Source organism: Celeribacter sp. PS-C1 (assembly GCF_019429625.1).
Taxonomy (GTDB): domain Bacteria; phylum Pseudomonadota; class Alphaproteobacteria; order Rhodobacterales; family Rhodobacteraceae; genus Celeribacter.
Genome location: NZ_JAHXRW010000010.1, coordinates 1 through 26,942, shown reverse-complemented (window position 1 = coordinate 26,942; position 26,942 = coordinate 1). Strand labels below are relative to the sequence as shown.

Genomic DNA, 26,942 nt, shown 5'->3' with positions numbered 1-26,942 from the left:
TGACATCAACGAAGAGCTGGAACTTGGGTGGCACCACGAGATGACAAAGGAAAACGGCGCAGTTCGGGGCATCAAATCCGTCGAGGTGTTCGGAGATATCCTGTCCGGGATGATTCATGCGGGTGAGCGGACCTCTCTTGATGGCGTGGCGGATGCGTCCGGGCTATCGACCGCGAAGGTGCGGCCCTATTTGAACAGTCTTCAGCGGACCGGTCTCGGGGTTTATGATCCGATGTCCCGGCAATATTCCTTTGGTCCACTGGCCGCCTTGCTTGGTCAACGGCGTATCGAGGCGCTGGCGCGGCGCTACGGTTTTCTGGATGCGGCGCGTGGTATTGCGCGAGAACGCGACCTTTTCGCGGGTGTTGTGTTTTGGGCTGGGATTGGGCCAACCGTGGCTAGTGTGATCCCGTCCCGAATGGCCTCCGACAACAATGTGATGCCCGGCACAGTCTACAGTGTTACCGGCACCGCATCGGGACGGGTGTTCATGGCATTTTCCTCCGATCCGCGCGTGGCGGCGCGTGCAGAAGCAGAGCTGGCAGGCACGGCCTGTCCGCGCGGGGTTGGTGAACTGCGTGAGGATGAAGATTTCACGGAGGCTGTGGAGGAGGTGCGCCGGGATGGATACTGCTTCATTCGCGACGCTTATTTCCCAGGGTACAATGGCATGGCCGTTCCGGTCATGGATGAGGACGGGGAACTGGTCTGCGCAATCGTTGTGTCCGGGACCGCAAAGGTGTTTCCAAAGGAGATTGCGCGTCGTCTCGCGGAGCGCATTCGAACCGAACTGGCGGAGCGGATTGCGGCCAAGCCATCTACGATTTCGGCGCCAGAGGTGACGCGGATCGATCCGGTGCGCAAAGAGCTTTTTGAGCCGGTCGATGCCGCCGCGGATGAGCGGCGCGGGGTTGGCTCGGCAGAGACTGCGGTCCAGATTTTGCGCGCGATGACGGGGCGGGCGGGGCCGATGAGGCTCAAGGAAATCTGTGATCAGGCTGGGCTGGCCGCTGGCAAGGCGCATAGCTACATGGTCAGCCTGCGTCATGCGGGTCTGGTGGAAAAGGCGCCCGGCTCGACGCAATATCGCCTTGGGCCGTTGACGGCCGAGATGTTGCTTGTGCGTTTACACAGCTATGATGCTTTTGCTGCGGCGCGTGCCCTTGTGCGGCGCTTGTCGCGGCAAACGGGTTTGATGTGTTTTCTAACAACGTGGGGCAGTTATGGCCCGGTCGTCGTGCATATCGAACGTGGCCAGATGGCGCGCCATTCCGATATCTATCTGGGCCGCGGCATGCCGCTAAGTAGCTCTGGCACCGGGCGTTTGTTCCAGGCCAATCTCAGTCAACAGGTCTTGGCCCCAGCGGTGGCCGCCGAGATGGCAGTTTATCCGCAGTTGAGAGCGCGCGCGCCCAGTCCGGAGGATCTTTCGGTGATGCTGGAAGAGATCCGGCAGACGGGATATGCGACGTTCGAGACCGGCCCCGTTGTGGGGCTTCGCTCTCTGGTGGCGCCGGTGCGCAACCATGTGGGAGAGATGTGGTTTGCGGTGACCTTGACGGGCGCAATAGACCGGGTGCGCGCCGAGGAGGATGCTTTGCTAGAGCAACTTCTGTCGGGCGTTGCGGCGATCTCTGCCGATTTGGGATATGCTGTGCCCAAGTAAGGATGCGCTCGGGCTCCTGTCCTATCTCCCAATTTTCTTCCTCATTTCCATCTGGTGACAGTCAGGTGCGGATTGCGGCTGCCTGAAACGCTTTCGGGCAGGGAGAAAGAGCGCCAGTCATTTCTAAATAATTTGCTTTAAGCAAAGTAATTTGCAAATATCATAATTGCCCGCCGCTGAATTGAGGCGTTTCTGAAGGTTCTCGGGCTGACCGATTGGAGCTATTTGGAGGGGTGTGTTTCTCGACATGAGTGCAGATCTGCGTCTGAGCGGAGGGCTGGGTGATGAGCCCGTTTTTAAACTTTCTGAACTTACGAGGAGGAGTTCGCACATGATGACAAGGTTTGGTCTGCTGACGAAAAAGCAGGGAATGCCGTCACAGGATTTCAATCAGCATTGGGAGGGTGTTCATGGGCCGATGGCCTCCAGATTTTCTGGCTTGCGCGGGTATTGGCAGCATGCGGTGACCGACAAGGAACAATTCGGCATCAGCCATGCGCGGGGAATGGATTGGGATCTGGACGGGTTCTCGGAGCTTTATTTCGATGATGAAGACGCGATGATCAGTGCGGTGAATGATGACTCTTTTGCGCCGGCTTTGTCAGATGAAACTGATTTTCTGCAAGATGTTAAGATTGTCGCTTGTGAAAAGCACAAGGTTGTCGAAATGGACTTGGATGATGGCCCTTACATCAAGAGAATGACGCTTTTGAAGCGGTTGCCGGGGGTAAGCCCCGAGCGCTTTCGTCAGGAGTGGCTTGAGACCCATGCAAATTTCGTGCGCCGTTGGCCGGGTGTGTTGGGGTATCATCAAAATCTTGTGGTGGGTCGATATCATGGGTCGCGCACTGAGCAGGCAAGTCATGATGAGGTGCCAGTCGATGGGATCGTTGAGTTCTGGTTTCGGGACAAAGAAGCTGCTGCAGAGCTCTACGCCAAAGACATCGTGACGGAAACGCAGGAACACGCGAAGGTCTTTCTTGATACGATCACGCCCTACTTTGTGGAGAGCCGTCAGATCGTTTGATCATGCGAATCGCTCCGTGATTCGTGATGTCTGTTATTCGATATAGCTGAATCGATAATTCTGGCGTCCGGGATACCGGGCGCCATTTTTAATTTTGGGGGTTGCGCATGAGAGTGGATGCAAAAATTAGGCATTAGAACATCAATTCTACGATCTCATATAATTTTTCAGGCCGTGCATTTTTGGCGCCAGAATTCATGTGATGGGTTCGTTTCGCATGAGGGGTGACGCGCCATTTGTGTGGTGTGTGGGTGGTTGGATTTGTCGGTGGATTGGGTGTCCTATTTTTAGTTAAGCATTTGTTTTAAATAATATTATATAATTTCATTTGTCGCATTTTGGTTGCGTTGAAGCGTCTTCGGAATGGCCAAATTTAGCGCGTTTCCGTAGCGCTCTGAGGGGCTTTTAATCCATGCGTCTTCTCCCGCCCTGCAGGTCCTGAAATCCGAAAATTTAAAAAATTATACGATAATGGCAAATTTATTTGCGCATTACAAATAGTGTGCTACCCATGATGTGAGGGGCGCACACCCCTCAAAGGGAGGAAATCAGACCATGGCGACAGACCGCCTGGCGTGGTCCGCAAGCGCGGGCCGTGCCCCGAATTCTGCTGGCCTATGGCTGGCAGATGCGTCGCCGGTCTTTGCGTGTATCTGAGGGAGGACGCGTGATGAAAACTGCAAACAATGCACCCTATGGCACAATGCCGCCCAGCCTGTTCAGCCGTGATCGGCTGTCGTTCGAGCTTGGGACCGTGTTGCTGTCGACGCTGGCGCTGATCGTGCTGTGCATGATCTTCGCGCCCTCGAGCATCACCTCGGGCGCGCTTGCGGGAAGTCTGCCCTTCGCGGCCGTGGCGGTGATCGTCAGTCTTGGGCAGATGCTTGTGGTTCAGCAGGGTGGTTTCGACCTGTCTGTTCCCGGCGCCATCAGCCTCGCGGTTGTGATCTCGACACATTACCCTGCGGGCAATGACGCGGAACTCTTGCCCGCCGTCTTGCTGGCGCTGACCTTCGCGCTTGGCGCAGGTCTGTTCAACGGCATCTTGATCGGTGTCGTGCGTCTCAACGCTATCGTGGCCACCATTGGCACGAACGCGCTGCTTTACGGCGGTGTTATCGCGATTTCCGGAGGTGTGCCGCGCACGACTACGCCGCTTTTGTCGCGCATCGCAGGCGGTGAGTTTCTGGGGCTTGGCTATACGGTTTGGTACGCGCTCGCCATCGTTCTCTTGGTGTCGATCGTGCTCAAAAAGACTGTCGCAGGCCGCCGGTACGAGGGCATTGGTGCCAATCCGGCGATGGCACGTACCGTGGGTCTGCGCGTTCGTTCCTACGAAATTTCCGCTTACGTCAGCGCGCAGCTGCTCTACTGCCTGGCCGGGATTCTGCTGGCTGGTCTGACGAGCCAGCCGACCGCCTTTCTCGGCAACAGCTACCTGCTGCCCTCCGTGGCGATTGTCGTGCTCGGTGGGACATCCTTGATGGGCGGACGGGGCTTTCCCGTACCGACGGCGCTGGCAGCATTCTTCCTGACCCAACTGGGCCAGTTCTCGATCACCATCGGCGTGCCGTTCTCGGCCCAGACCATCATCCAAGCGCTCGCGCTGGGTCTTGGCATCGCGATCTATTCGTTCCGCCGCAACTGATCCCCGATTTTCACCGACACGGACTTTAGAGGAGGAGACACCGTGACACTTACATCCAGAAAGATTGCTTTCGCGGCCACAACGGCCCTGACCCTTGCCGCCACCGCGGCCTTTGCAGAGGACGTCCCGCCCTGGTGCGGGCCGGAGAGCGCAACGCTGGCCTTGCTCGACGGCAGCGGCGGCAACAGCTGGCGCCAGATCACCAGCGCCTCTGCGCGCGAAGAGGCTGAGAAGTGCCCGAGCATTACCGATTTCTTCTACGCCGACGGCCAGGGCGACACGCAGAAATCCATTTCCGACATCAAGAGCTTTGCGGCTCGTGGGGTCGACGCCATGGTGGTCTTTGGCGATGCCGGTCCTGCTGTGCTTCCGGCGCTCACCGCGGCGCATCGCGCAGGTGTGACGGTCGTGCCCTATCGTCAACAGGTCGGCGGCGAAGAGGGGGTGAACTACGCCAAATTCGTATCGGCCTCCTTCGTGAGCGATGGCGTGAATTTCGGCAACTTCATCAAGCGCGAATTCCCTGATGGCGCGAAAATGCTGTTCCTCAGCGGACCGGCGGGCAACAGCGTCGGGCTTGAGATGCTCGAAGGGCTGAATTCTGTACTCGATGAGCGCTACGAATACCTCAACCCCGCGCCTTTCCATGTGACCAACTGGGATCCGGCGCTGACGCAACAGGTGCTGACCGCCGAGATCGCGAAACACCCGCAGATCGATGTGATCATCTCCGACTACGGCGCGTCTCTGATCGGTGGTCTGCCTGCCTTTGAGCGCAACGGGCGGTCTATCCCCGCGATCACCACAGAATCCGTCAATCTTCTGGGCTGCTTCTGGCAGGACAAACAGGCCAACAACCCGGACTTTAAATTGCTGACCCGTGGCGGCGGCAATGAGAACGGGCGCTTGGCCGCACAATGGGCGATCGCACTGGCCACTGGTGGCACGCCGCCCGAGACCAGCGTCTACACCTCTGAGATTTTCGAGGACTCCGTCACGGGTGACCCGAGCGAGGTGCAATGCCGTCGCGATTTGCCAGGTGAGATTTACCTCTCGGCAAAACTGAGCCCGGAGAAGCAACTCGAGGCGATCAACCAATAAGACACGCCCGCGATCCCGGTCGTCATCGCGGCCGGGGTCCGGGGACACAAACGCATTGTCCAACTGCTCTGGAGGAGGGGGTAGGTCATGTCTATCGCAAGCAATATCGACGCGGCACGCACAGGGTCGCATATGGAGACCAACGTGCATTCTTTGGCAGAGGCGCCCATCACCATCGGGATGGCGGGCATTACAAAATCTTTTTCCGGCGTTTATGCGCTGACCGATGTGACGGTCGCGTTTCGTGCCGGCGAGGTCCATGCCGTTCTGGGGGAGAATGGCGCGGGCAAATCGACGCTCATGAGCATCATCTCTGGCGTGCTTCAGCCAGATCGCGGCGAGATCACTTTTGAGGGGCGTTCGGCCTCGCCCTTGACGCCCGAAAAGGCGGCGGAGCTGGGCATTGCGATTTCTTATCAGCACCCTGCAATCGTTGAAGACCTTTCGGTCCTGGAAAATCTACAGGTGTCTTTGCCGCCCGCGTTGTTCGAGGGCCGGAAGGCTCAAGAGGTTGCGCGCGAGGTCATGTCCGCCGTGGGGCTGGACGTGCCGCTCAATATGCGGGCAGAGGGGCTGACCATTGGCCAGAAACTCTTGCTTGAAATCGCCAAGGCGCTGGCCACAAAGCCGAAAGTGCTGATCCTCGACGAGCCGACGGCCTCTCTGGACAAAGACGCCTCGGACATGCTGTTCGAGCGTGTGCGTGCGGCGGCAGCCCGTGGCACGGCGGTGATCTATATCACCCACCGTTTGGCCGAAATTCGGCAGATCGGGCATCGCGTCACCGTTTTGCGCGATGGTCATGTGGCGGGCTCGGGTCTGGTACGCGATCTCTCCGACAGTGAGCTTTTGGATATGATCGTTGGGCGCAAGCTCGACTCCACCTTCCCTCCGAAGGCCAAGCCGATGCTGGGTCAGGCCAATCTGACCGTTAAAGGTTTGGGCGGACACGGGTTTTCCGATGTCTCTTTCGAGGCGCGGCCAGGCGAGATCGTGGGTATCGCGGGCGTTGCAGGCAACGGCCAGACCGAGTTGATGCGCGCGCTTGCGGGGCTTGATGCAGCGCATGGCGAGTTGAAACTGGCCGGGCAACGTCTCAGCCATAAAGATCTGATCCACGCTGCGGCCTTCATGCCTGCCGACCGTCTGGTCGAAGGGGTCGCCAAGTCCTTCTCAGTGCGGGAAAACGCGGCGTTGGGCGCCTTGGAGAAATTTGCCTCTTTCGGGTTCATGAGCCGTCGCAAGGAACATGCGTCCGTCGTTGATACATTCCGCGAGCTGTCGGTGAAAACACCTGGGCTTGAGGCCAAGATCACGGCGCTTTCGGGCGGCAACCAACAGAAGGTCGTTCTGGCTCGGGCGCTTTTGGAACAGCCGGGGCTGATTGTGGCCGATGAGCCGACGCAGGGCGTCGATGTTGGCGCGCGATTTGAAATGTATCGCATCCTGCGCGAGATCAGCGGTGCAGGGACGCCGGTGGTCGTCAATTCGTCGGATGCCGCTGAGCTTGAGGGGCTGTGCGACCGCGTGATCGTGCTGTCGAAGGGCAGGGTGGTCGCCACGCTGACCGGCGAGGATGTGGTCGAGGCCAAGATCGTGGCGGCAGCCGTCGGCGCGGATCATCATGCAGAGACAGGCGCAGAGCGCCGGGCTGATCAATCGCGGGGCGGCGCGCTGCGCCATTTCCTGCAATCGGACAATGCACCGGTTGTTCCGTTGTTGGCGATCATGGTCGGCCTTGCGCTCTATGGCTATAGCCAGAACGCCAACTTCCTGTCGTCGTTCAATGTCTACAACACTCTGATGCTGGCCACGACGCTGTGCTTTATCTCGATGGGGCAAACCATCGTCTTGATGTTGCGCGGCGTGGATCTCTCCGTTGGGCCACTGGCCGGGTTGTCGGTGGTGATCGCGTCTTTCTTTGTCAATGATGGCGCGTCCCTGCCGACGATGCTGACGGGGTTCGGGCTTATGCTGGCCGTGGCGGTTGTCGTCGGCCTCGCCAACGGCAGTCTCGTGCGCTACGCCAAATTCACGCCGATTGCTGCCACGCTGGCCATGTATATGGGGCTTCAGGGCATCAGCTTTTTGATGCGCGAGGGGCCGGGCGGCTACATCAGCTACGATGTCACCGCGATCCTCGGCGCACAGATCGGGCCGCTGCCCTGGGCCTTCGTCGCACTCATCGTCTGCGTGATCGTCGGGGAATATGTGCTGCGTAAAACCCGCATTGGCTGGCAAATCCGGGCCGTTGGCTCCGATGAGGAGGCCGCACGCCGGATCGGGCTGAACGTCAATCGCCTCAACATTCTGGGCTATGTCGCCACAGCGCTGTTCGTCTTCGTCGGTGCGCTGATGCTCATGGCGCAGATCGGCGTTGGCGATCCGCAGCAAGGCACCAGCTACACGCTCGCAAGTATCACTGCAGTGGTTCTGGGCGGTACGTCCCTGCGCGGTGGACGCGGCACCTTTATCGGCACGGCGCTTGGTGCGGTTCTGTTGACGGAAATCTTCACCGCCATCGCCTTCTTGGGGCTCTCGCAAACCTATCAATACGTCTTTCAAGGCGCGCTGATCGTATTCGCGGCGGTGATCTACACCACCCTGCGCGGACGGCCTCAGGCGTGAACGCTCAGCAAAGTTTAAGAGGAGGAAAAACTTTGGATACTCTCGACGGCAAAAACATCGTGATCACCGGCGGCACGGGCGGGCTTGGGTTCGCCATCGCTGAACGGCTGATGACGTCGGGTGCGAATGTCGTGCTGGCGGACCTGCCGGGGGCCGATGGGGCGGGCGCACTTGCCGCTCTGCCCCAAGACAAGGGGCGCGCCATTTTCGTCGCGATGGATGTCTCCGATGCAGATGACGTGGAACGCGCCGCCGCCGAAGCCGAGGAGCGTCTCGGTCCCATTGACGGTGTCGTTGCGAACGCCGGCATCGCGCCGCCGACCGATGCGTTCGACTACGATGCGCAGTCCTGGCGCCGCACTATGGGGGTCAATGTCGATGGCGTCTTCTTCACCGCGCAGAGCTTTGCCAAGCGCATGAAGGCTGCGGGTCGGCCCGGCAGCATCGTGATGATTTCGTCGATTGCGGGCTTTCGCGTCGTCAAACCGGAGCGTCACGCCGCTTACGGCACAAGTAAAGCCGCAGTGGCGCATCTCGCCTCTCTTTTGGGGGTGGAATGGGCGCCGCACGGCATCCGTGTGAATGCCTTGGCCCCCGGCTATACCGCCACGCAAATTCTGAAAAAGGCGCAAGAGAACGATCCGGAGATGATGGCCAATTGGCTGTCGCAGGTTCCGATCGCGCGCCTTTTGGAGCCGGCGGAAATCGCCAACGGCGTTGCGTTTCTGCTGTCCGATCTGGCCAGCGGCGTGACCGCCACAACCCTTTCCGTGGACGGGGGCTATCGACCGGCCTGAGCGCCACGCCGCCTTTCGCAGATTTCGAAAACCACAGTCAAAACAGGAGGAAACCATGACTGTTGCAGTAGCAAATCAAGAGACCAAGACAAGCACGCTGTTCGAGCCCGCCCAACTGGGCGCCTGGGACCTGACCAACCGGGTGGCCATGGCGCCGATGTCCCGCTTTCGGGCTGACGCAAAAACCTGGGTGCCTGCGGACTACACCGCCGAATATTACGGCCAGCGCAACACCTGCGGCATGCTGATCACCGAAGCGACGCAGATGTCGCCGGACGCCGTCGGCTATCCGCGCTCGCCTGGGATTTACAATGCCGAGCAGACCGAGGTCTGGAAAGGGATCGTTGACGCGATCCACGCGGGCGGCGCCAAGGCGGTCATTCAACTTTGGCACACCGGGCGCATTTCCCATGCTTACAACCGTCCGACGGACAATCCGCATCCGATGGGGCCGTCTCCGGTCAAGCCCGTGACCGAGATGATCACTGATGAACACGGCATGGTGGAGATCCCCACGCCGCGCGAAATGACCAAGGATGACATCCAGTATGTCGTGGACATGTATGCCGAAGCCGCGCGCAACGCCAAAGCGGCAGGGTTCGACGGGATCGAGATTCACGGCGCCAATGGCTATCTGATCGACCAGTTCTGCGCCTCGAACATCAACAAGCGCACCGATGAATACGGTGGGTCCTACGAGAACCGTCTGCGCTTCCTGCGCGAGATCATCGAGGCCATTGCGACCGTCTACGACAAGGGCAACATCGGCGTGCGCTTCTCTCCCTACGGCACTTTCAACGATGTTCATGAAGAGGACCCGCTTGCGCTCTTTACGGCACAGGTGAAACAAGCCGAGGCCTCCGGCGTGGGCTATGTCCATGTCATCCGTCCTGAAGTTACGGGCGACAATGATGTGCAAGAGGCCTTCGATCATGCCGACGTGATCGGTGTGGCGCGCGATCTCTATTCCGGCGTCATCATCGCGGCTGGTCAATATACGCGCGAAACCGCCGAGCAGGAGATCGCATCGGGACGTGCGGATATTGTGGCCTTCGGGCGGCCCTTCGTGTCGAACCCCGACCTGATTTCGCGGATGAAAGCGGGCACTGAACTGGCGCCGCTCAATCGCGACACGCTCTATATCCCGGGCCGCGCGGGCTACATCGATTATCCCGAAGCCTGAGCGACCGGATCGGGCGCGCGGGAGCCGCGCGTCCGCCACAGAATTCCATAGAAATCGGAGGAGAAAATCATGGATATTGAACAACGCATTCAGCGCCTAGAGGACATTCAGGAAATCGAGAAGCTGACATTCCAATATGCGGCGTATTGTGACGACAACTACAACCCCGACGGAATCGCCAACTGTTTCACGGAAGATGGCGTCTGGGTCGTGGATGGCGAAGGCGGCTCCAACAATGGTCGCGAGGAAATCCGCGAGCATTTCCGTCAGCTGTCACAGCACATCTCTTGGGCGATCCACATTGTGACCAACATGCGCATCGATGTGCATGAGGATGGCAAAAGCGCCACCTCGCATTCCTATCTGCTGTGCTTCTGCACCATCGGAGAGGATGCCGTGGTGCTGACGTTGAACTACACCAATCAATTCGTGAAACAGGATGGCAAGTGGTTCTTCAAAGAGCTGCGTGGCAGCACCCATCAGGTCTCGAACTGGGATCAGGGCTGGGTGAAGCAAAAGTTCCGCTAAGGGCGGTTCTGTTAAGGCAGGCGTCCTAGCCGCGAAACTCCGGAGGCCTGTCTTGGCCCGCCGTCCGTGTCCTCCACGACGGCGGGCATCTTATTGGGAAGATTTTTTGGGGGGAGAGCTTTTCGCTCTGCTTCACGCCCGTCGATCTCGTGGGTGACGCCGCAACACTATGTTTCAAAGCCATTTTTGCCTCAGTGATGTCGGGCCTTGCTTGGTCTTTCTGGGATGTTCTGTGGCTCTTTGGGGTGTGTTTATGGTTGCGGTTGAAACTATATTCTTGACGAAATATTGGTTTATGGATAATCAATTTGCAATAATACAACTACACTGGGAGGTCGCGGGCCTAGTGGAAGAAACGCACACGACAACGCCGCCCGTTCTCTAGGAGGAGGAGACCAGAGATGAAACACTTCGCAATGATTGCTGCGGCAACGGCCGCATTCGCAGTAACCACGCCGGCCAACGCCTATGAGCTTCAGAGCACGTTTGGTTTGAACGTACCGTCGCTGGGTGAAAGCCCGAAGAATTTCGCGCGCATGGTTTCGGAAATGACCGGAGGTGAGGTCGAAATCAACGTGCATGGCGCGGGCGATTTCGTACCGCCCTATGAAGTGTTCGGCGCCGTCAGCTCTGGCGCGCTCGACATGGGTTTCGATTGGGCGGGTTACTGGAGCCAGCAAATCCCCGTCGCAAACCTCGTCGGATCGATGCCTTTCGGTCCCTCTCCCGAAGTGGCTATGGGTTGGATGTTCCACGGTGGCGGCAAAGAGATCATTCAAAAGGCCTATGATCCCTTTAATGTCCAATTCGTGCCCTGCCACCTCGTGGTGTCTGAGGCCGGTGGCTGGTTCAACAAGGAGATCAACTCGGTCGAAGATTTCCAGGGCCTGAACATGCGCATCGCGGGTCTCGGCGGGCTGACGCTGGCCAAACTGGGCGCAAACACCCAGACCGTTCCCGCAGGCGAGATCTATCTGAGCCTCGAAACCGGGCGCCTCGATGCGGCCGAATTCTCCGCCCCTTCGCTTGACGTGGGCATGGGGTTCCAGCGGGTCTCCGAGTACTACTACTTCCCGGGCTGGCATCAGCCGATGTCCTGGGACTCGATCATCGTGAACAAGGCGGTTTGGGAGAAGCTGGGCGAAGAAAACCAGAGCATTATCGAAGATGCCTGCCGTGCCAACATCACCTTCAACCTCGCGGATCAGATCAACGCCCAAGGGCCGGCGATCGCTCAAATCCGCGAAGCTGGAACGGAAATCCGCCGCTTCCCGGATGAGGTTCTGGCTGGCCTGCGCGAAACCGCCAATGTGGTTCTGGACGAGCAAGCCGAGAAAGATCCGATCTTCGCCGAGGCGCTCGCCTCCCTGCGCGCCTATATGGACGGCGTTGGCGAATGGACCGCGCTTCAGGTCCTTCCGGCGGCCGAATAAATCGGACAGACTGACATGTGACGCGGCGACCGTGGTCGCCGCTGTCGCGGTTTCGTCTGACCATTATGATAACACCGAAAGGAGGGGGCGATGACCAAGCCGACATCCGTGGTGCAAAAATTCCTGTGTTTCCCTGGTAAAATCGTGTCGTGGCTGGTGATCCCGCTGGCCCTGTCGATTGTCCTGTCTGTCATTGCGGCGCGTCAGGGCTGGTCGGTGCTGATCGATTGGGAGGGCTCCGTGCCCTTGTTTGGCGAGGCGTTGACCGTCAACAGTCTCGTCGATCTGCAATGGTATATCTTCTCAGCCATCGTCCTCTTTGGCGGGATCTGGGCGCATCTTGAAGATCGCCATGTGACGGTCGACTTTGTGGCGCTCGGGTTTTCCCCACGCCTGCGAACGATGATCTCGCTGTTCGGAAATCTCTTTTTGCTGCTGCCCTTGTGCCTGCTCGTCATGTGGTTCGGATCGAAATTCGCGATGACGGCCTTTGCAACGGGAGAGGGCTCCATTCAGGGCGGCCTGACCGCGCATTGGCTGATCAAAGGGGCGCTGCCGGTGTCCTTTGGTCTGTTGGGTGTCGCTGCTTTGCTCCGGGCCGCGCAGGCTCTGCGCCAGCTCATCACAAAACAATATGGCGACACCTATGACGCCACGCATACCACCGGAGACTGATCATGATCGCTGAGTATCTATGGCCCATTTTGATGCTTTGCTCGCTGGTTGCTCTGCTCTTCAGCGGGTTTGCCGTGGCGTTTGTTTTGGCGGGTGTCGGTATCCTTTTCGCTGTCATCGCGGATGTGCCGATGGTCTTCCTGTCGATGGGGGTGCAGCGCATCTATTCGGGCACACTGACTAATTGGTTGCTGGCCGCGATTCCTCTGTTCGTGTTCATGGGGCTTATGCTGGAAAGCTCTGGCATCGCTGAGCGCCTGATGCGGTCGCTGGCCGCACTCGCAGGGGGGCTGCCAGGTGGCTATGCCGTTGCGGTCGTCGTGATCGGCGTGGTGATGGCGGCCTCGACGGGGATCATTGGCGCCTCTGTCGTTCTGATGGGGATGATGTCTTTGCCGGCGATGAAAGCGGCCGGCTATGACATGCGGCTCGCAACAGGTGTTGTCGCCGCTTCGGGGACGCTTGGCATTCTGATCCCGCCCTCGATCATGTTGATCATTCTGGGCGATCAGCTGCGTGTGCCGATTGGCGATCTCTTCATGGGCGCGATCTATCCGGGGCTGATCCTCGCCGGGCTCTATTTTGCCTACATCCTGCTCGTGGCGATCTTTTCGCCGCACCGGATGCCTGCTCCCGAGCGACGCGACGGGGTGCCTTTGGGTAAGGCGTTTTTCGCGCTGATCAAAGACCTTCTGGCGCCGATGGTCCTGATCCTCGCGGTTCTTGGGACGATCATTACAGGGGTCGCGACGCCAACGGAATCCGCGGCAATCGGAGCGGTCGGGGCGACCTTGCTTGCGATGTTCACAGGGGGCCTGTCCTTTAACACGCTCAAGCGTGCTGTGTTTGAGACCACGAAAACCACGGCGATGATTGCCTTCGTGATGATCGGGGCGACCGTCTTTAGCCTCGTGTTTCGCCGCTTGGGTGGGGACGCGATGGTGGCGGATCTCTTCTCCTTCGGCGATGTCAGCCCCTATGTCACACTCGGTGCGATCATGTTCCTGATCTTTATTCTGGGGTTCTTTCTGGATTGGGTCGAGATTTCTCTCGTGGTCATCCCGATCGTGGCGCCCATCGTCGGTGGTCTTGATTTCGGCTTGCCGAGCAGCGACGTGATCCTTTGGTTCGCAATTGCTTTGGCGGTCAATCTCCAGACCTCGTTCCTGACGCCGCCCTTTGGATATGCCCTGTTCTATCTGCGGGGTGTGGACCGCTCGATACCGATCAGCACGATCTACAAAGGCGTGATGCCCTTTGTGTTGATCCAAATCTCGGCACTCATCCTCATTCTTGCCATGCCACAGCTGGTGCTCTCACTGCCGCTTTCCTTGCGCTAGGGCGAAAGCCGAAACGACCGTCGAAAAGAAAGGTCACGTTATGACCCTCGAACGCCAATCTTCTCATCTATTCCAGCCCCTGACCATTCGAGGGCGGACATTCAAAAACCGTGTGACCATTTCTCCGATGTGTCAGCACGCGGGATCGGACGGCTATGTGACCGACTGGCATGTGGTGCATTACGGCAAATTCGTTCTGGGCGGTGCGGCGCTCGTGCTGACAGAAAGCACGGCGGTCGCATCGGACAGTCGGGTCGGTGTCGATGACCTTGGCATCTGGTCGGACGATCATATCCCCGGCCTCAAACGTCTTGCCGATTTCGCCCATGACAATGGGGCGTTGATGGGCGTTCAGCTGGCGCATTCCGGTCGCAAAGCGTTCTCGCAGCCGCTTTGGCATGGCGGGCAGGCGATGCGTCCGGAAGAAATTGATGCGGCAGATGTGCCATGGCGTCGAGTGGGGCCGAGTGCCATCCCGGCCAGCACGGAATGGAGCACGCCTGAGGCTTTGACCGCCGAGGAGATCGCTCGGATTGTCGAGCAGCATGTCGATGCGGCCCGACGAGCGGATGCTGCGGGTATGGATGTTGTCGAATTGCACTACGGGCATGGCTACCTCGTGGCGAGCTTTCTGTCGCCCTTGGCGAACCAGCGTGAGGATCAGTATGGCGGCAGTCTGGACAACCGCATGCGCATCGCGGTCGAGATTGCCGAAGCCGTGCGGGCCGTTTGGCCGGAGGAGAAACCGCTTTTCGCGCGCCTCTCGTGTGTCGACGGTGCAGAAGGCGGCTGGGGTATGGATGAGACAGTCGTGCTCGCGGAGCGCCTCAAAGCCGTTGGGGGCGATGTGATAGACTGTTCGTCCGGTGGTCTGTCCGAGGAGACGCGGCGTTCGAATGTGCCGCGTGGCTTTGGCTTTCAGGTGCCTTTTTCCGAACGCGTCCGCCGCGAAGTCGATGTGAAGACACAGGCGGTCGGTTTGATCGTGGAGCCTCAGCAGGCCGAGGACATCATCGCCAACGGCCGGGCGGATTTGGTCGCCATCGGTCGCGCAGCGCTTGAAAATCCCTACTGGCCAGCGCTGGCGCAGCGCGAACTTGAGTCTGGCCTGTCCTTTGAGGGCTGGCATGAGCGCCATGGCGCATGGTTGGAAAAACGCGAGCCCGTGCTGCGCAAACTCAAGGCGGAGCGCGACGCGTCCGCTGACTGAGGTCGGGCGCGACACGTCTATGTGATATAGCAGCAAAAAAGAGGGGCGCTTGCCCCTCTTTGTAATTTGGGCTTCGCGATGCGCTGGCCCGAGTTGGTCAGAATGCTGTCAATGAGAAGCGCGGTGTCCCAGCTCAGCAGAGAGTCTCTGCGTCGTCGCCAGAAGCGCGGGGATAAAAGTGTCTTCAAGCGCGCTGTTGATATACTGGTCCTCTCCGATGATCGTCATCGCCAGAATGATCTGGCCGGAGTAGTCGAAAATCGGTGCGGAAAAGGCTGAAATGCCGGGTACGGGCGGGTCTTCGACCGTGGCAAAGCCTGCATCGCGGATTTGATCCAATTCCTTTTTGGACACAAAGCGTGCCTGTCCAACACGACCGCTCAAGGCGCCTTCGCGTTTTTCCTTGTTGATCGCTTCCTTGACGGCGGTCTCCGGAAGAAAGGCCGTAAAAATCTGGCCGCTGGCGGTGCCAGTCATCGAATAGACGGTGCCGGGGCGGGTGTTCATGTTGATCTGGCTGCCGCTTTCATAGACGTGAATGACGGTTGGCCCGAACGATCCCCAAACCACCAGCGCGACGTTTAGAGAGGTGCTCTTTGACAGCTCTTTGGCCGCGTCGCAGGCCATCTCGATGGGATCTGAGGCGCGCATGCGGGTCATGCCCAGATCAATGGCAAAATGCCCGAGGCGATAGCGACCTGTGTCTTCGTCCTGCTCGATCATGCCGATCTTGCGGTAGCTGACCAGATAGGCATGCGCCTGAGCCGGAGCAAACCCCGCGACTTTCGCGAGGTCTTTGAGCATCATGGGTTCGGCTTCGTCCGCCAGGGCGGCCAGAAGTTTGGCGCCCTGTTCGATCGACTGGACGCCGCGACCTTCGCTTTTGGTTTCTTTTGTGCGGGCGATGGGGGATGCTGTGTCCATACTGATAACCCCTCCTGTTATTCGGCTGCTGCCGAGGCTTGAGCGCCTGCGGACAGACCTTGTGCGACCGCCTTGAGGCGGGTCATGGCGTGAGATGTTTCGCTGACATCAAATTCACCGGCGGGGCCGATCAAAGTGGCGACCAGCGCCAGCTTGCCGTCTTTGTCGAAGATGGGGTGTGCGATGGCGTTGATGCCGGGGATCGGCGCACCCTCTGCCGTGGCACATCCATCGCGGCGCACTTTCTCCAGATTGTCGGCGTAGTCGCCATGGATGGGTTCGAGCCCGAGCGAGGCGCGCGACGTCTTTCGAGACAGTTCAATCGCGATCTGCCTTTCAACGGCGTCCGGATCCCCAAAGGCGGCAAAGATACTCCCGGTTGCGGTGCCAGTCACGGAAAACAAGGTGCCCGGTTTGACGTTTACCGTCGCGGGGCGCATGCCGGTGTTGACGTGGACGACCGTCGGTCCAAAGTCGCTCCAGGAAATCAGGGCGGACATTGGACCCAGTTCTTCGGTCAGTTCCTTGAGGGCCTCGACGGACGCCGAGGCGATCGGGGAGGTTTTAAGCCAGCCAAACCCGAGGCTCATGGCCATGGGGCCGATGTTATAGAGGCCGGAGGTGAATTCCTGATGGACCAAGCCGACGTGGCGCAGGCTGGTGAGATAGGCGTGGCACTGAGCAGGCGCCAGTTCGGCGGCATGTGCGAGGTCTTTGAGCATCATCGGGGCGCCGGCTTTGACCAGTGTTTTGAGGATGCGACCGCTCACTTCAATAGACTGGATGCCGCGGGCGCCGGAGCGAGGTTTTGTTTTTTTGGGTTCCATTTCGCCTTTATACCTTAGCACTCTTCCGGTGCAGCGCCTGTCCCGCTGCGCTGACTTTGGTCTGTTATCTATATACAGAATGATTCGTTCCGTCTCCAAAAAAATAAATTGTCGCAGAACGTGCTTTGCAAAACTGTGGGGCCATTCGTCCTCGCTTATGCCCTATCTAGGGTGCAATATCCCGACATTCTGGACATGCGTAGATTGGCTTCACGTTATTCATTGACCAATTAATTTGTTTATGGCAAACAAATGCGCAATAGTCGAAAGGGCTTGGAGGAGCGCGTCGACGCCAAGGAGTGGGCTGAACGCACAGAAGGCCCGAGGGAGGACATTATGGCTGATTATGTAATCGTCGGAGCAGGCTCCGGCGGAGCAGTTCTTATCAACAGATTGAGCGAAGACCCCAACGTCACGGTTGAGGTCATTGAGGCAGGCGGCTGGGACACCAGCCCGTGGATTCACATGCCGATGGGCTATTTCCGTCTGATGCAGACGCTGAAGCTCGACTGGGGCTATTACACAGTCCCGCAGAAACACGTGAACAACCGCACCATGTTCGTGCCGCGCGCGAAAAGCGTCGGCGGCTGCACGACCGTGAACGGCATGATCTATACGCGCGGTCACCGCACGGATTACGATCACTGGGCGCAGCTCGGTAATAAAGGCTGGGATTACGAAAGCATCCTTCCCTATATGAAGCGTGCGGAGAACTGGGGCGGCGGCGGCGATGAGGAGGTCCACGGTTTCGACGGGCCGCTCAAAACCACCCGCAACCCGATCGAGGCGGAACCCTGTGTCGCCTATCGCGACGCCTGCATCCAAGCGGGTATTCCCTATAACGAAGACCTGAACGGTGGCGACCAATACGGCGTCGGCCCCTGTGACGGCACCGTGCGTGACGGCATCCGTTCGAGCGTCTCGCGTTGCTACATCACGCCGATCAAGCATCGCAAAAACCTCACCGTGCACACCAAAGCGATGGCCTCCAAAATCATCGTCAAGAACGGACGTGCCGTCGGTGTCGAATTCGTTCAGGGCCGCCAGAAAAAGACAGTTTGGGCCGATAAAGAGGTCCTGCTCTGCGGTGGTGCGTTCAACTCGCCGCATTTGCTGCAACTCTCGGGCATCGGTGATCCGGAGCATCTGCGCAGCATTGACGTCGATGTCGTGCATGACCTGCCGGGCGTTGGCCGCAATCTTCAGGACCACCTCGCAAGCTCCGTCAAACAGGGTCTGTCGAAACCGGTGTCGCTCTTGGGGCAGACGAAACCCTACGCGGCCGCACTTGCTCTCTTGCAGTATTACACGACCGGCAGCGGACCGGTCGCCGGTCACGGGGTGGAGGTCATGTCCTTCATCAAGACCCGTCCCGACCTGATCGCTCCGGATGTGCAGACGCACTTTAACAACATCATGTATAAGGATCACGGTCGCGAGATCATCAATGTTGAAGGCTGCATGCCCTATTTCAACATCTCCCGTCCGCAAAGCCGAGGCACGGTGATGGCGCGTTCGAACGATCCGTTCAAACTGCCCGAGCTTGATCCGAACTTCCTGTCGGTACCAGATGACCTTCGCGTTCTGCGCGATGCGTTGAAGATGACGCGCGAAATTCTGGCGCAACCGGCTTTTGATGCGATCCGTGGTGACGAGTATCTGCCGGGCAAAGGCGTTCTGTCTGATGCCGAACTTGATGAATACATCAAGGAAGATTGCAACAGCGTCTATCACCCGGTTGGCACCTGTAAGATGGGCAATGACACGATGGCTGTCGTGGATGACGAGCTGCGCGTGCGCGGTGTGGATGGCCTGCGGGTTGTGGATGCATCCGTGATGCCGACCTTGACGAGCGGCAACACCAATGCGCCGACGATTATGATCGGCGAAAAGGCTGCCGATATGGTGCGCGCTGCGGCCTGAGGGTGGCGCGACGCAAGGCATAAGAAGAACAAAAAACGTTGTAGGGAAGGGGGCTTGGCCCTCTCCCGTTCATCGGTCAGAGGAGGAGACCATGACACGACTTAACTTGAAGAAGGCTGCAAAACTTGGCGCAAGCGGTGCTGCGCTGGCTTTGGCGGCAACGGCCGCGATGGCGGACACCGTGCGCGTCGATCAGGGCGCGGACATCACGGAGCTTTGCGGGTCCGACCCGATCCGCGTGGCGCTTGTCGATGGCTGGGGTGGTGACACCTGGCGCAAGATCACCTTTGCCGAGCTTCAGGATGAAGCCTCGAAATGCCCGAACATTACGGCAGAGGATCACTCCGACGCAGGCGGAGATCAGCAGACCTACAGCGCGGCCATCAACGGCTACGCGACGCAGGGCTACGAGATCATCATCGCTTTCACCGACTTCGGCGAAGCGGCATTGCCGACCTACCGTATGGCCAATGGCAACGGCACGACGATGGTGCCGTATTTCAATCAGATCCCCGGTCGCGTGGGCTTTGACTATGCGGTGAACCCCTATCAGGACTCCGTGGCCATCGGCAAACAATACGCCGAATGGATGGCCAACGCTCTGGACGGCGAAGGCAATGTGTTGATGCTGGGCGGCCCTGCAGGCGCCTCCTCCTCGACCAACTTTATGAATGGTTTCAAAGAAGGTCTGGCGGAGCATCCTGGGCTGACTCTGATGGATGAGAACTTCATCGCCACCAACTGGAACCCGGCGGATGCGCAAAAAGCGGCTGCGGGTCTCATCGCCAAATATGGCGATAGCATTGATGGCATCGCGTCCGACTACGGTGTGACCACGCTGGCAACGATCAAAGCCTTTAAACAGGCGGGCGTCGAAGTGCCTGCGCTGGCGACCATCGCCACCAGCAACGAGATGAGCTGTATGTATCTCGAAGCTATCGAGAACGGTGACGCGTGGCCCTATCTGGCGCTTGACGGATCGACCGCAGATGTTCGCTTTGCACTGCGTCAGGCCGTTGCTGCCCATAACGGCATTGAGTTCGACGAGCCGCTCGGCGTGGTTCCTTATATCTATGCCGACAGCACCTCCGGCATCGTGCCGAAATGTTCCGACACGGCTCCGCCGGATGCCGATCTGTCCTCGCTTTTGCCCGAGGAAAAGCTGAACGCCCTGTTCCAGCAGTAAGTCGGTTCTCTCAAAACCAGACCGTGCCATATGGGTGGCGCGGTCTTTCCACAGATAATTTTGGAGCGCACACATGACGAAAGTCTTCACAATTTCCGACCCGCTCGCCTCTGTCAGCGCCGAAACGCGCGCTTTCCTTGGCCAGAAGCACAAGCTGTTCATTGGCGGTGACTCCGTTGACGCCGTCGATGGCGCCCGTCGCGATGTGGTCGATCCGGCAACCGGCAAGGTGATTGCCAATGTCGCCGACGCCAGCCCCGAGGACGTGAACCGCGCCGTGGCCGCAGCCCGCAAAGCCTTTGATGGCGGCGTGTGGGCCGAGACGAAGCCGCTTGAGCGCGTGAAACTCCTTTGGCGCATCGGCGAGCTGATCGACAAATATTCCGAGCAACTGGCCGAACTCGACACCCTCGATGAGGGGTCTCCCTATGGCGTCGTGAAAAACGGCTATATCGCAGGTGCTGCCGAGCATTTCCGCTATTTCTCTGGCTGGGCCAACAAGATCACCGGCGACACGCTTCCGGTCAGCCTGCCCGGCGATTGGCATGTCTACACCACTCGCGAGCCCGTGGGTGTTGTGGGGCAAATTCTGCCGTGGAACGTGCCCTTCCTGATGATGGCCTGGAAACTCGCACCGGCTCTGGCGGCAGGCTGTACTGTCGTCGTGAAACCGGCCGAAGACACACCGCTGTCGGCGATGCTCTTTGCTGAGATTTGCCGCGAAGCGGGTGTGCCGGAAGGTGTCGTGAACATCGTTACCGGCGACGGCAAAATCGGTGCGGCCCTTGTGGATCACCGAGACATCGACAAAATCGGGTTCACCGGCTCCACCGCAACCGGCCAAGCCATCGTGCGCGCCGCCTCCGGCAACCTCAAGCGTGTCAGCCTCGAGCTTGGCGGCAAGAGCCCGGTCTTCGTCTTCCCCGATGCGGATATCGACGGGCTGATCCCGCAGGTCGCCGAAGCGGTGTATCTGAACAGCGGCCAAGCCTGTTCCGCAGGCTCGCGTCTTTACATCCATGAGGATGTCTATGACCGCGTGATCGAAGGCGTTGCCGCCTATTCCGAAGGTCTCAAACTTGGCCACGGCCTCGATCCGGCGACCAACATGGGGCCGATCATTTCGCAAAAGCAATATGAGCGTGTGAACGGTCTGCTGGAAGCCGGCGTCAAACAAGGCGCGAGCATGGTCGCCGGCGGTGACGCGGGCATGGAGGGCTACTTTGTACGCCCGACACTTCTGCGCGATGTGACCCCCGAGATGACGGTCTACAAAGAGGAAATCTTTGGCCCGGTGATCAGCGCGATGAAGCTCAACACTCGCAACATCGACGAGCTGGCCCGCGAGGCGAACAACACCGAATACGGTCTTGCCGCGTCGATCTGGACCAAGGATCTGCCGCTGGCGCATAAGCTGGCTGCGAAAATCCGCGCCGGTACGATTTGGCTCAACGCTCACAACATGATCGACCCGTCTATGGGCTGGGGTGGCTTCAAGCAATCCGGTTGGGGCCGCGAAATGGGCCGCTCTGCGATGGATATCTACACCGAACAGAAAACGGTCGCGATGAAGCTCGGCTGATCTGGTCACGATCACAAAAAGAAAGGGCGCTCTTGGCGCCCTTTTTCATTTGCCGGTATGTCGTTGATTAGCGGTCCGGTTCGATATTGCGCAGCGTGGCCATGATCGCACGCAGCTGGCGATCTTTTTCGGGGCCGAGTGCCGCCTTCAGGCGCGCGTCGAATGCGTTGGCCTCCCGTCCCAAGTCTGCAAACACAGTCTGTCCTTTTTCGGTCAGGCTCAGGATTTCCGCGCGTTTGTCCTCTGGACTTTCAGCGCGGGACAGAAGCCCCTCTTGTTCCATCGCGGCCACTGCCCGGCTCACACGTGTTTTTTCTTCATGCGCAATGTCGCAGATCGCGCGCCCGGTCAGCCCGCCATAGCGTCCGATGATCGCCAGAACTCGCCATTGCGTGCGGGTCAAGCCGTAGCGGGCGCGGTAGATGGATTGAAAGGCTTTCCCGGTCACCTCCGCCGTCTGGTTGAGAAGAAAGGGCAGAAAATCCTCCAGATCGAAATCGTCGGGTCTCTTGTCGCTCTGCGGGGAAGGGGGCGTTTGGGTCATGGGGCTCGATGTGACTGTGAGGTGCGCGAAGAATGCCAAGACGCGCGGCGGTTGTCATCCCGCCTGCGTGATTTGATGTGCGATCAGTCTTTTGGTGTGGCATCCGGGTGGGCGGCCTGAACGGCGGGGAGGGCTTCGAGGCGCTCCATGATGCCAGAGAGGCGCGGGAACGCGGTCAGGTCGATGCCCCAGCGCCGCGCATTGTACACCTGCGGCACAAGGCACAGATCGGCGAGCGTGACGGTGTCGCCGAAGCAATAGGTGTCTTCGCCCAACATCGCTTCGAAGTCCCTCAGACCGGCCTCGATGAAATGCTGCATCCAGCCTTCCATCGTGATCGCACCGCCAGAGGCCGTGACGGCATGTTTCGCGACGCGCAGATTGCACACCGGATGCACCTCCATGGCGATGGCGTAGGCCAGCGCCCGGACGCGCGCGCGACCAACGGGGTCTTTCGGAAGAAAGCCGCAGTCGCGTGTCTCGTCGAGATATTCGATGATTGCGAGAGATTGTGTGAGGCTAAGCCCGTCGATCTCAAGTGCTGGGACGAGGCCCTGCGGATTGCGCGTAAGATGCTCTGCGCTGCGTTGTTGTCCGTCCACAAGGTTGATCGGCACGCTGTCCCAGCGCAGCCCCGCGATTCCGAGGGCAATGCGCACCCGATAGCTCGCTGAAGATCTCCAGTAGTCATAAAGCGTGGTCATGCAGTGCCCTTCCGTTTTGTCTGTCGTGCGGCATATTTATTCGATAATTGCGAACAGATTATCATTTTTCGTTGCGTCAGCAACTAATTCATGTTTTGCTGCACGCAATAAAAACGCACAGTTGGAGGATCGACCTCATGAGCACGTTCGAACATCCGAATGGATTGAAAAGTGCTGCCGGTCTGCATGGGCTGCACAATGACCCGAATGCCGGCTACATGCCCGGTTTTGGCAATGATTTCGAAACCGAAGCCCTGCCAGGCGCACTGCCGCAAGGCATGAATAGTCCGCAGAAATGCGCCTATGGCCTCTATGGCGAACAGCTCTCGGGCACCGCCTTCACGGCGCCGGCGCATCAAAACGAACGCACTTGGTGTTACCGCATCCGCCCGTCAGTGAAGCACACGGGCCGATTCTCCCGAATCGATGTGCCCTATTGGAAGTCCGCCCCGCATGTGGATCCGGACGTAGCCTCGCTTGGGCAGTATCGCTGGGACCCGATCCCGCATTCTGAGGAAGACCTGACTTGGGTCACCGGTATGCGCACAATGACCACGGCGGGTGATGTCTACACGCAGGTCGGCATGGCGGCTCATGTCTATCTTGTGACGACCTCGATGGAAGACGAGTATTTCTACTCTGCCGACAGTGAGCTTTTGGTCGTGCCGCAAGAGGGGCGTCTGCGCTTTTCGACTGAACTCGGTGTGATCGAACTTGAGCCGAAAGAAATCGCCATTCTGCCACGCGGTCTCGTTTACCGTGTCGAATTGCTCGATGGCCCGGCGCGTGGATTCGTCTGTGAGAACTACGGCCAGAAATTCGAACTGCCGGGCCGCGGCCCGATTGGCGCGAACTGCATGGCCAACAGCCGCGATTTCAAATCACCCGTCGCCGCTTTCGAAGATCGCACCGCCCGCTCGCGCGTGGTGATCAAATGGCAGGGTCAGTTCCATGAGACCTTTATCGACCACAGCCCGCTCGATGTCGTGGCTTGGCATGGCAACTACGCGCCGGTGAAATACGACCTGCGCAACTATTGTCCGATCGGGGCGATCCTCTTCGATCACCCGGACCCGTCGATCTTCACCGTTCTTACCGCGCCGTCGGGCGTGCCGGGCACTGCGAACATCGACTTTGTGCTGTTCCGCGAGCGCTGGATGACGATGGAGGATACCTTCCGTCCGCCGTGGTACCACAAGAACGTGATGTCCGAGCTGATGGGCAACATTTACGGCGAATATGACGCCAAGCCGCAGGGCTTCGTGCCGGGCGGAATGAGCCTTCACAACATGATGCTGCCGCATGGCCCGGACAATGACGCGTTTGAAAAGGCGACTTTCTCCGAGCTGGCGCCCCAGAAACTCGACAACACCATGTCCTTCATGTTCGAGACCCGTTTCCCACAGCATTTGACCGGTTTTGCCGCCAATGAGGCGCCGATTCAGGACGAATACATCGATTGCTGGGACAGCCTCGAAAGCCATTTCGATGGCACGCCCGAAGGCAAATGGGACAAGTGATCGTCCGGAGTTTCGGCTGATCAGATATCGAGCGTCGCCCTGTTGGGCGCGCTCAGACACATACAATCAGGATTGGATTTACTATGACCCTGAAGACGAGTTGGGTCGCGAGCGCAAACAGCGCGACGACCGACTTCCCGCTGAACAACCTGCCCTACGGCGTGTTCTCCATAAACGCTTCTGCGCCGCGCTGTGGTGTGGCTATCGGGGACATGATCCTTGATGCGGCCGCCTGTGAAGCCGCTGGGCTAATCACCCTCGAAGGTGGGCCTTTGCTGCAATCCGGCGTGTGGAACCCGGTGATGGAGGCGGGCGCTTCCGTCTGGACCGCTCTGCGTGCCCGCTTGACCGAGTTGCTTGTGGACGGGGCGTCGGAGCAATCCGCAGTTGAGCCGCATCTCGTTCCGATGAAAGATGCGACGCTTCATCTGCCGTTTGCCGTGACCGAATACACGGATTTCTATGCGGCGAAGAACCATGCCTTCAACGTAGGCAGCATGTTCCGCGATCCGGAAAACGCGCTTCCGCCGAACTGGCTGTCGATCCCGATCGGGTATAACGGACGCGCCTCGTCCGTCGTCGTTTCCGGTACGCCGGTCACCCGCCCTTGGGGGCAGCTCAAAGCGCCAGACGCTGCGTTGCCGCGATTTGCGCCTTCTGAGCGTTTCGATCTCGAACTGGAATTCGGCGCCATTGTCGGTCAGCCGTCGAAGGGGATGGTTTCGGTCGCTGAAGCCGATGACATGATCTTCGGATATGTGCTTCTGAACGACTGGTCGGCGCGCGATATCCAGGCTTGGGAATACCAGCCCTTGGGCCCGTTTCAGTCCAAAGCGACCGCGACCACGATCAGCCCGTGGATCGTCACCAAGGCTGCACTGGAGCCTTTCCGGACCTCGACGCCGGAGCGTGAACGCCCTCTCTTGCCCTATCTGAAAGAGCCGGGGCCGATGCTCTATGATATTGATTTTGAGGTCAGTATTGCCCCGGAAGGCAAGGCCGAAACGGTCCTCTCGCGCACCAACTACGATCAGATGTACTACTCTGCCGCTCAGCAGCTTTGTCACCACACCAGCTCTGGCTGCGTAATGCGGGTGGGCGATTTGTTGGGCTCCGGCACCATATCGGGAACGGCGAAAGACAGCCGTGGCTCGCTTCTGGAGATGAGCTGGGGCGGCAAGGAGCCGATCACGCTCGACACAGGTGAGCAGCGCAGCTTCCTCGCGGATGGAGACACTTTGACCTTGCGCGGTGCCGCACAGGGCGAAGGTTATCGCATCGGTTTCGGGGACTGCACCGGGCAAATCCAGCCCGCAATTGATCTGCCCGCATGGGCACAGGAGGAGAACTAATCATGGCAAAAGCATTCGCATCGCAAGGCGACATGGAAGAAAAGAAAATCAGCTTCACCGAAGTGGGTGAGGGGCTTTACGCCTTCACCGCCGAGGGGGACCCGAACACCGGCGTGATCATCGGCGACGAGAGCGTGATGATCGTCGAGGCGCAGGCCACCCCGCGTCTGGCGCGCAAGGTGATCGAATGTGTGCGTTCCGTGACGGACAAGCCGATTTCCCATGTCGTTCTGACCCACTATCACGCCGTCCGCGTGCTCGGCGCCTCCGCTTACGGTGCGCGCGAGATCATCATGTCCGACACCGCCGCCGCTATGGTTGAAGAGCGCGGGCAAGAAGACTGGGACAGCGAATTCGGTCGTTTCCCGCGCCTGTTCCAGGGCCATGAGGAAATCCCCGGTCTGACCCGCCCAACGACGACGTTCTCTGACCGTATGACGGTTTATCTCGGCAAGCGCCGCGTTGACATCATGACGCTGGGTCGTGCGCATACCGCCGGTGATGCGGTGATCTGGGTGCCGGATCAGGAAGTGATGTTCACGGGCGATATCGTCGAATACCATTCTGCCTGTTACTGTGGTGACGGTCACTTCAACGATTGGTCTGAGACACTCGCCAACATCGCTGCCTTCGAGCCGAAATCCATCGCGCCGGGTCGCGGTGACGCGCTTGTGGGCGAAGAGATGGTGGCAGCCGCCATCGCCAACACCGCTGATTTCGTCGAGAGCACCTACAAACCCGTTGCCCGCATCGTCGCCCGTGGCGGCTCTCTGAAAGAGGCATGGGATGCGGTGCGCGCGGAATGCGATCCGAAATTCGCAGATTATGCGATCTACGAGCATTGCCTGCCGTTTAACGTGGCGCGTGCCTATGACGAAGCCCGTGGCATCGATACACCGCGGGTCTGGACCGCCGAGCGCGATCAGCAGATGTGGGAGGCCCTTCAGGGGTAAGCCACAGATGAACAAGGTTTATTCTTCTGCTCAGGAGGCCCTTGAGGGCCTCCTGTTTGACAATATGCTGATCGCCGCGGGCGGTTTCGGCCTTTGCGGCATCCCTGAGCTGTTGATCGACGCCATCGTCGAGAGCGGCGTCAAGGACCTGACCGTGGCCTCTAACAACGCAGGCGTCGACGGGTTCGGTC

23 protein-coding genes are annotated in these 26,942 nt (G+C 59.1%); 19 read left to right on the top strand and 4 right to left on the bottom strand.

Annotated features, from left to right (window positions below; all coding sequences use genetic code 11):
• Nucleotides 1-40: 40 nt before the first annotated feature.
• From J5Y17_RS14390 to J5Y17_RS14335, 12 genes are all read left to right on the top strand, one after another.
• Nucleotides 41-1,666, top strand: coding sequence for an IclR family transcriptional regulator (locus J5Y17_RS14390; RefSeq protein ID WP_219785945.1), 1,626 nt, complete (start codon nt 41-43; stop codon nt 1,664-1,666).
• Between the two features lie 247 nt (nt 1,667-1,913).
• Complete coding sequence (locus J5Y17_RS14385; RefSeq protein WP_255572106.1) at nt 1,914-2,693, top strand: EthD domain-containing protein; 780 nt, start codon at nt 1,914-1,916, stop codon at nt 2,691-2,693.
• A gap of 670 nt (nt 2,694-3,363) precedes the next feature.
• A complete protein-coding gene (locus J5Y17_RS14380; RefSeq protein ID WP_219785944.1) occupies nt 3,364-4,341 on the top strand; it encodes an ABC transporter permease in 978 nt (325 codons plus the stop codon).
• A gap of 42 nt (nt 4,342-4,383) precedes the next feature.
• Nucleotides 4,384-5,442, top strand: a complete 1,059-nt coding sequence (locus J5Y17_RS14375) for a substrate-binding domain-containing protein (RefSeq protein ID WP_219785943.1) — start codon at nt 4,384-4,386, stop codon at nt 5,440-5,442.
• A gap of 87 nt (nt 5,443-5,529) precedes the next feature.
• Nucleotides 5,530-8,070, top strand: coding sequence for an ATP-binding cassette domain-containing protein (locus J5Y17_RS14370; RefSeq protein ID WP_219785941.1), 2,541 nt, complete (start codon nt 5,530-5,532; stop codon nt 8,068-8,070).
• 32 nt (nt 8,071-8,102) lie between these two features.
• A complete protein-coding gene (locus J5Y17_RS14365) occupies nt 8,103-8,867 on the top strand; it encodes an SDR family NAD(P)-dependent oxidoreductase (RefSeq protein ID WP_219785939.1) in 765 nt (254 codons plus the stop codon).
• Nucleotides 8,868-8,922: 55 nt separating this feature from the next.
• Complete coding sequence (locus J5Y17_RS14360; protein WP_219785938.1) at nt 8,923-10,050, top strand: alkene reductase; 1,128 nt, start codon at nt 8,923-8,925, stop codon at nt 10,048-10,050.
• Nucleotides 10,051-10,119: 69 nt separating this feature from the next.
• Complete coding sequence (locus J5Y17_RS14355; protein ID WP_219785937.1) at nt 10,120-10,578, top strand: nuclear transport factor 2 family protein; 459 nt, start codon at nt 10,120-10,122, stop codon at nt 10,576-10,578.
• A 401-nt stretch (nt 10,579-10,979) separates the two neighbouring features.
• Nucleotides 10,980-12,011: a TRAP transporter substrate-binding protein gene (locus J5Y17_RS14350; protein WP_219785936.1), complete on the top strand. Its 1,032-nt coding sequence runs from the start codon at nt 10,980-10,982 to the stop codon at nt 12,009-12,011.
• A 90-nt stretch (nt 12,012-12,101) separates the two neighbouring features.
• Nucleotides 12,102-12,686: a TRAP transporter small permease subunit gene (locus J5Y17_RS14345; RefSeq protein WP_219785935.1), complete on the top strand. Its 585-nt coding sequence runs from the start codon at nt 12,102-12,104 to the stop codon at nt 12,684-12,686.
• 2 nt (nt 12,687-12,688) lie between these two features.
• Nucleotides 12,689-14,026, top strand: coding sequence for a TRAP transporter large permease subunit (locus tag J5Y17_RS14340; RefSeq protein ID WP_255572105.1), 1,338 nt, complete (start codon nt 12,689-12,691; stop codon nt 14,024-14,026).
• A 40-nt stretch (nt 14,027-14,066) separates the two neighbouring features.
• Nucleotides 14,067-15,236, top strand: coding sequence for an NADH:flavin oxidoreductase/NADH oxidase (locus J5Y17_RS14335; RefSeq protein WP_219785934.1), 1,170 nt, complete (start codon nt 14,067-14,069; stop codon nt 15,234-15,236).
• 108 nt (nt 15,237-15,344) lie between these two features.
• On the opposite strand, the gene J5Y17_RS14330 is transcribed toward J5Y17_RS14335, so the two are convergent.
• Together J5Y17_RS14330 and J5Y17_RS14325 are read right to left on the bottom strand one after the other, a co-directional pair.
• Nucleotides 15,345-16,160, bottom strand: a complete 816-nt coding sequence (locus J5Y17_RS14330; RefSeq protein WP_219785933.1) for an IclR family transcriptional regulator — start codon at nt 16,158-16,160, stop codon at nt 15,345-15,347.
• 17 nt (nt 16,161-16,177) lie between these two features.
• Nucleotides 16,178-16,987: an IclR family transcriptional regulator gene (locus tag J5Y17_RS14325; RefSeq protein ID WP_219785932.1), complete on the bottom strand. Its 810-nt coding sequence runs from the start codon at nt 16,985-16,987 to the stop codon at nt 16,178-16,180.
• Nucleotides 16,988-17,323: 336 nt separating this feature from the next.
• On the opposite strand from J5Y17_RS14325, the gene J5Y17_RS14320 reads away from it, so the two are divergent.
• The 3 genes from J5Y17_RS14320 (at nt 17,324) to J5Y17_RS14310 (ending at nt 21,678) form a co-directional block, all read left to right on the top strand.
• Nucleotides 17,324-18,910 carry a GMC family oxidoreductase gene (locus J5Y17_RS14320; RefSeq protein ID WP_219785931.1) on the top strand — a complete coding sequence of 529 codons (1,587 nt, stop codon included), beginning with the start codon at nt 17,324-17,326 and terminating at the stop codon, nt 18,908-18,910.
• Nucleotides 18,911-19,001: 91 nt separating this feature from the next.
• A complete protein-coding gene (locus J5Y17_RS14315; protein ID WP_219785930.1) occupies nt 19,002-20,096 on the top strand; it encodes a substrate-binding domain-containing protein in 1,095 nt (364 codons plus the stop codon).
• Between the two features lie 73 nt (nt 20,097-20,169).
• Nucleotides 20,170-21,678, top strand: a complete 1,509-nt coding sequence (locus tag J5Y17_RS14310; RefSeq protein WP_219785929.1) for an aldehyde dehydrogenase — start codon at nt 20,170-20,172, stop codon at nt 21,676-21,678.
• A 67-nt stretch (nt 21,679-21,745) separates the two neighbouring features.
• Here J5Y17_RS14310 and J5Y17_RS14305 read toward each other — a convergent pair whose 3' ends face one another.
• Together J5Y17_RS14305 and maiA are read right to left on the bottom strand one after the other, a co-directional pair.
• Nucleotides 21,746-22,222: a MarR family winged helix-turn-helix transcriptional regulator gene (locus J5Y17_RS14305; protein WP_219785928.1), complete on the bottom strand. Its 477-nt coding sequence runs from the start codon at nt 22,220-22,222 to the stop codon at nt 21,746-21,748.
• An 83-nt stretch (nt 22,223-22,305) separates the two neighbouring features.
• A complete protein-coding gene (maiA, locus tag J5Y17_RS14300) occupies nt 22,306-22,926 on the bottom strand; it encodes a maleylacetoacetate isomerase (protein WP_219785927.1) in 621 nt (206 codons plus the stop codon).
• Nucleotides 22,927-23,144: 218 nt separating this feature from the next.
• Here maiA and hmgA point away from each other — a divergent pair, with 218 nt between their 5' ends.
• From hmgA to J5Y17_RS14280, 4 genes are all read left to right on the top strand, one after another.
• Nucleotides 23,145-24,446 (top strand): homogentisate 1,2-dioxygenase, encoded by a 1,302-nt coding sequence (gene hmgA, locus J5Y17_RS14295; protein ID WP_255572112.1) that lies wholly within the window; start codon nt 23,145-23,147, stop codon nt 24,444-24,446.
• 83 nt (nt 24,447-24,529) lie between these two features.
• Nucleotides 24,530-25,798 (top strand): fumarylacetoacetase, encoded by a 1,269-nt coding sequence (gene fahA, locus J5Y17_RS14290; protein WP_219785925.1) that lies wholly within the window; start codon nt 24,530-24,532, stop codon nt 25,796-25,798.
• Nucleotides 25,799-25,800: 2 nt separating this feature from the next.
• A complete protein-coding gene (locus J5Y17_RS14285) occupies nt 25,801-26,751 on the top strand; it encodes an MBL fold metallo-hydrolase (protein ID WP_219785924.1) in 951 nt (316 codons plus the stop codon).
• Nucleotides 26,752-26,758: 7 nt separating this feature from the next.
• A partial coding sequence (locus J5Y17_RS14280; protein WP_304518554.1) for a CoA-transferase occupies nt 26,759-26,942 on the top strand: 184 nt, incomplete at its 3' end.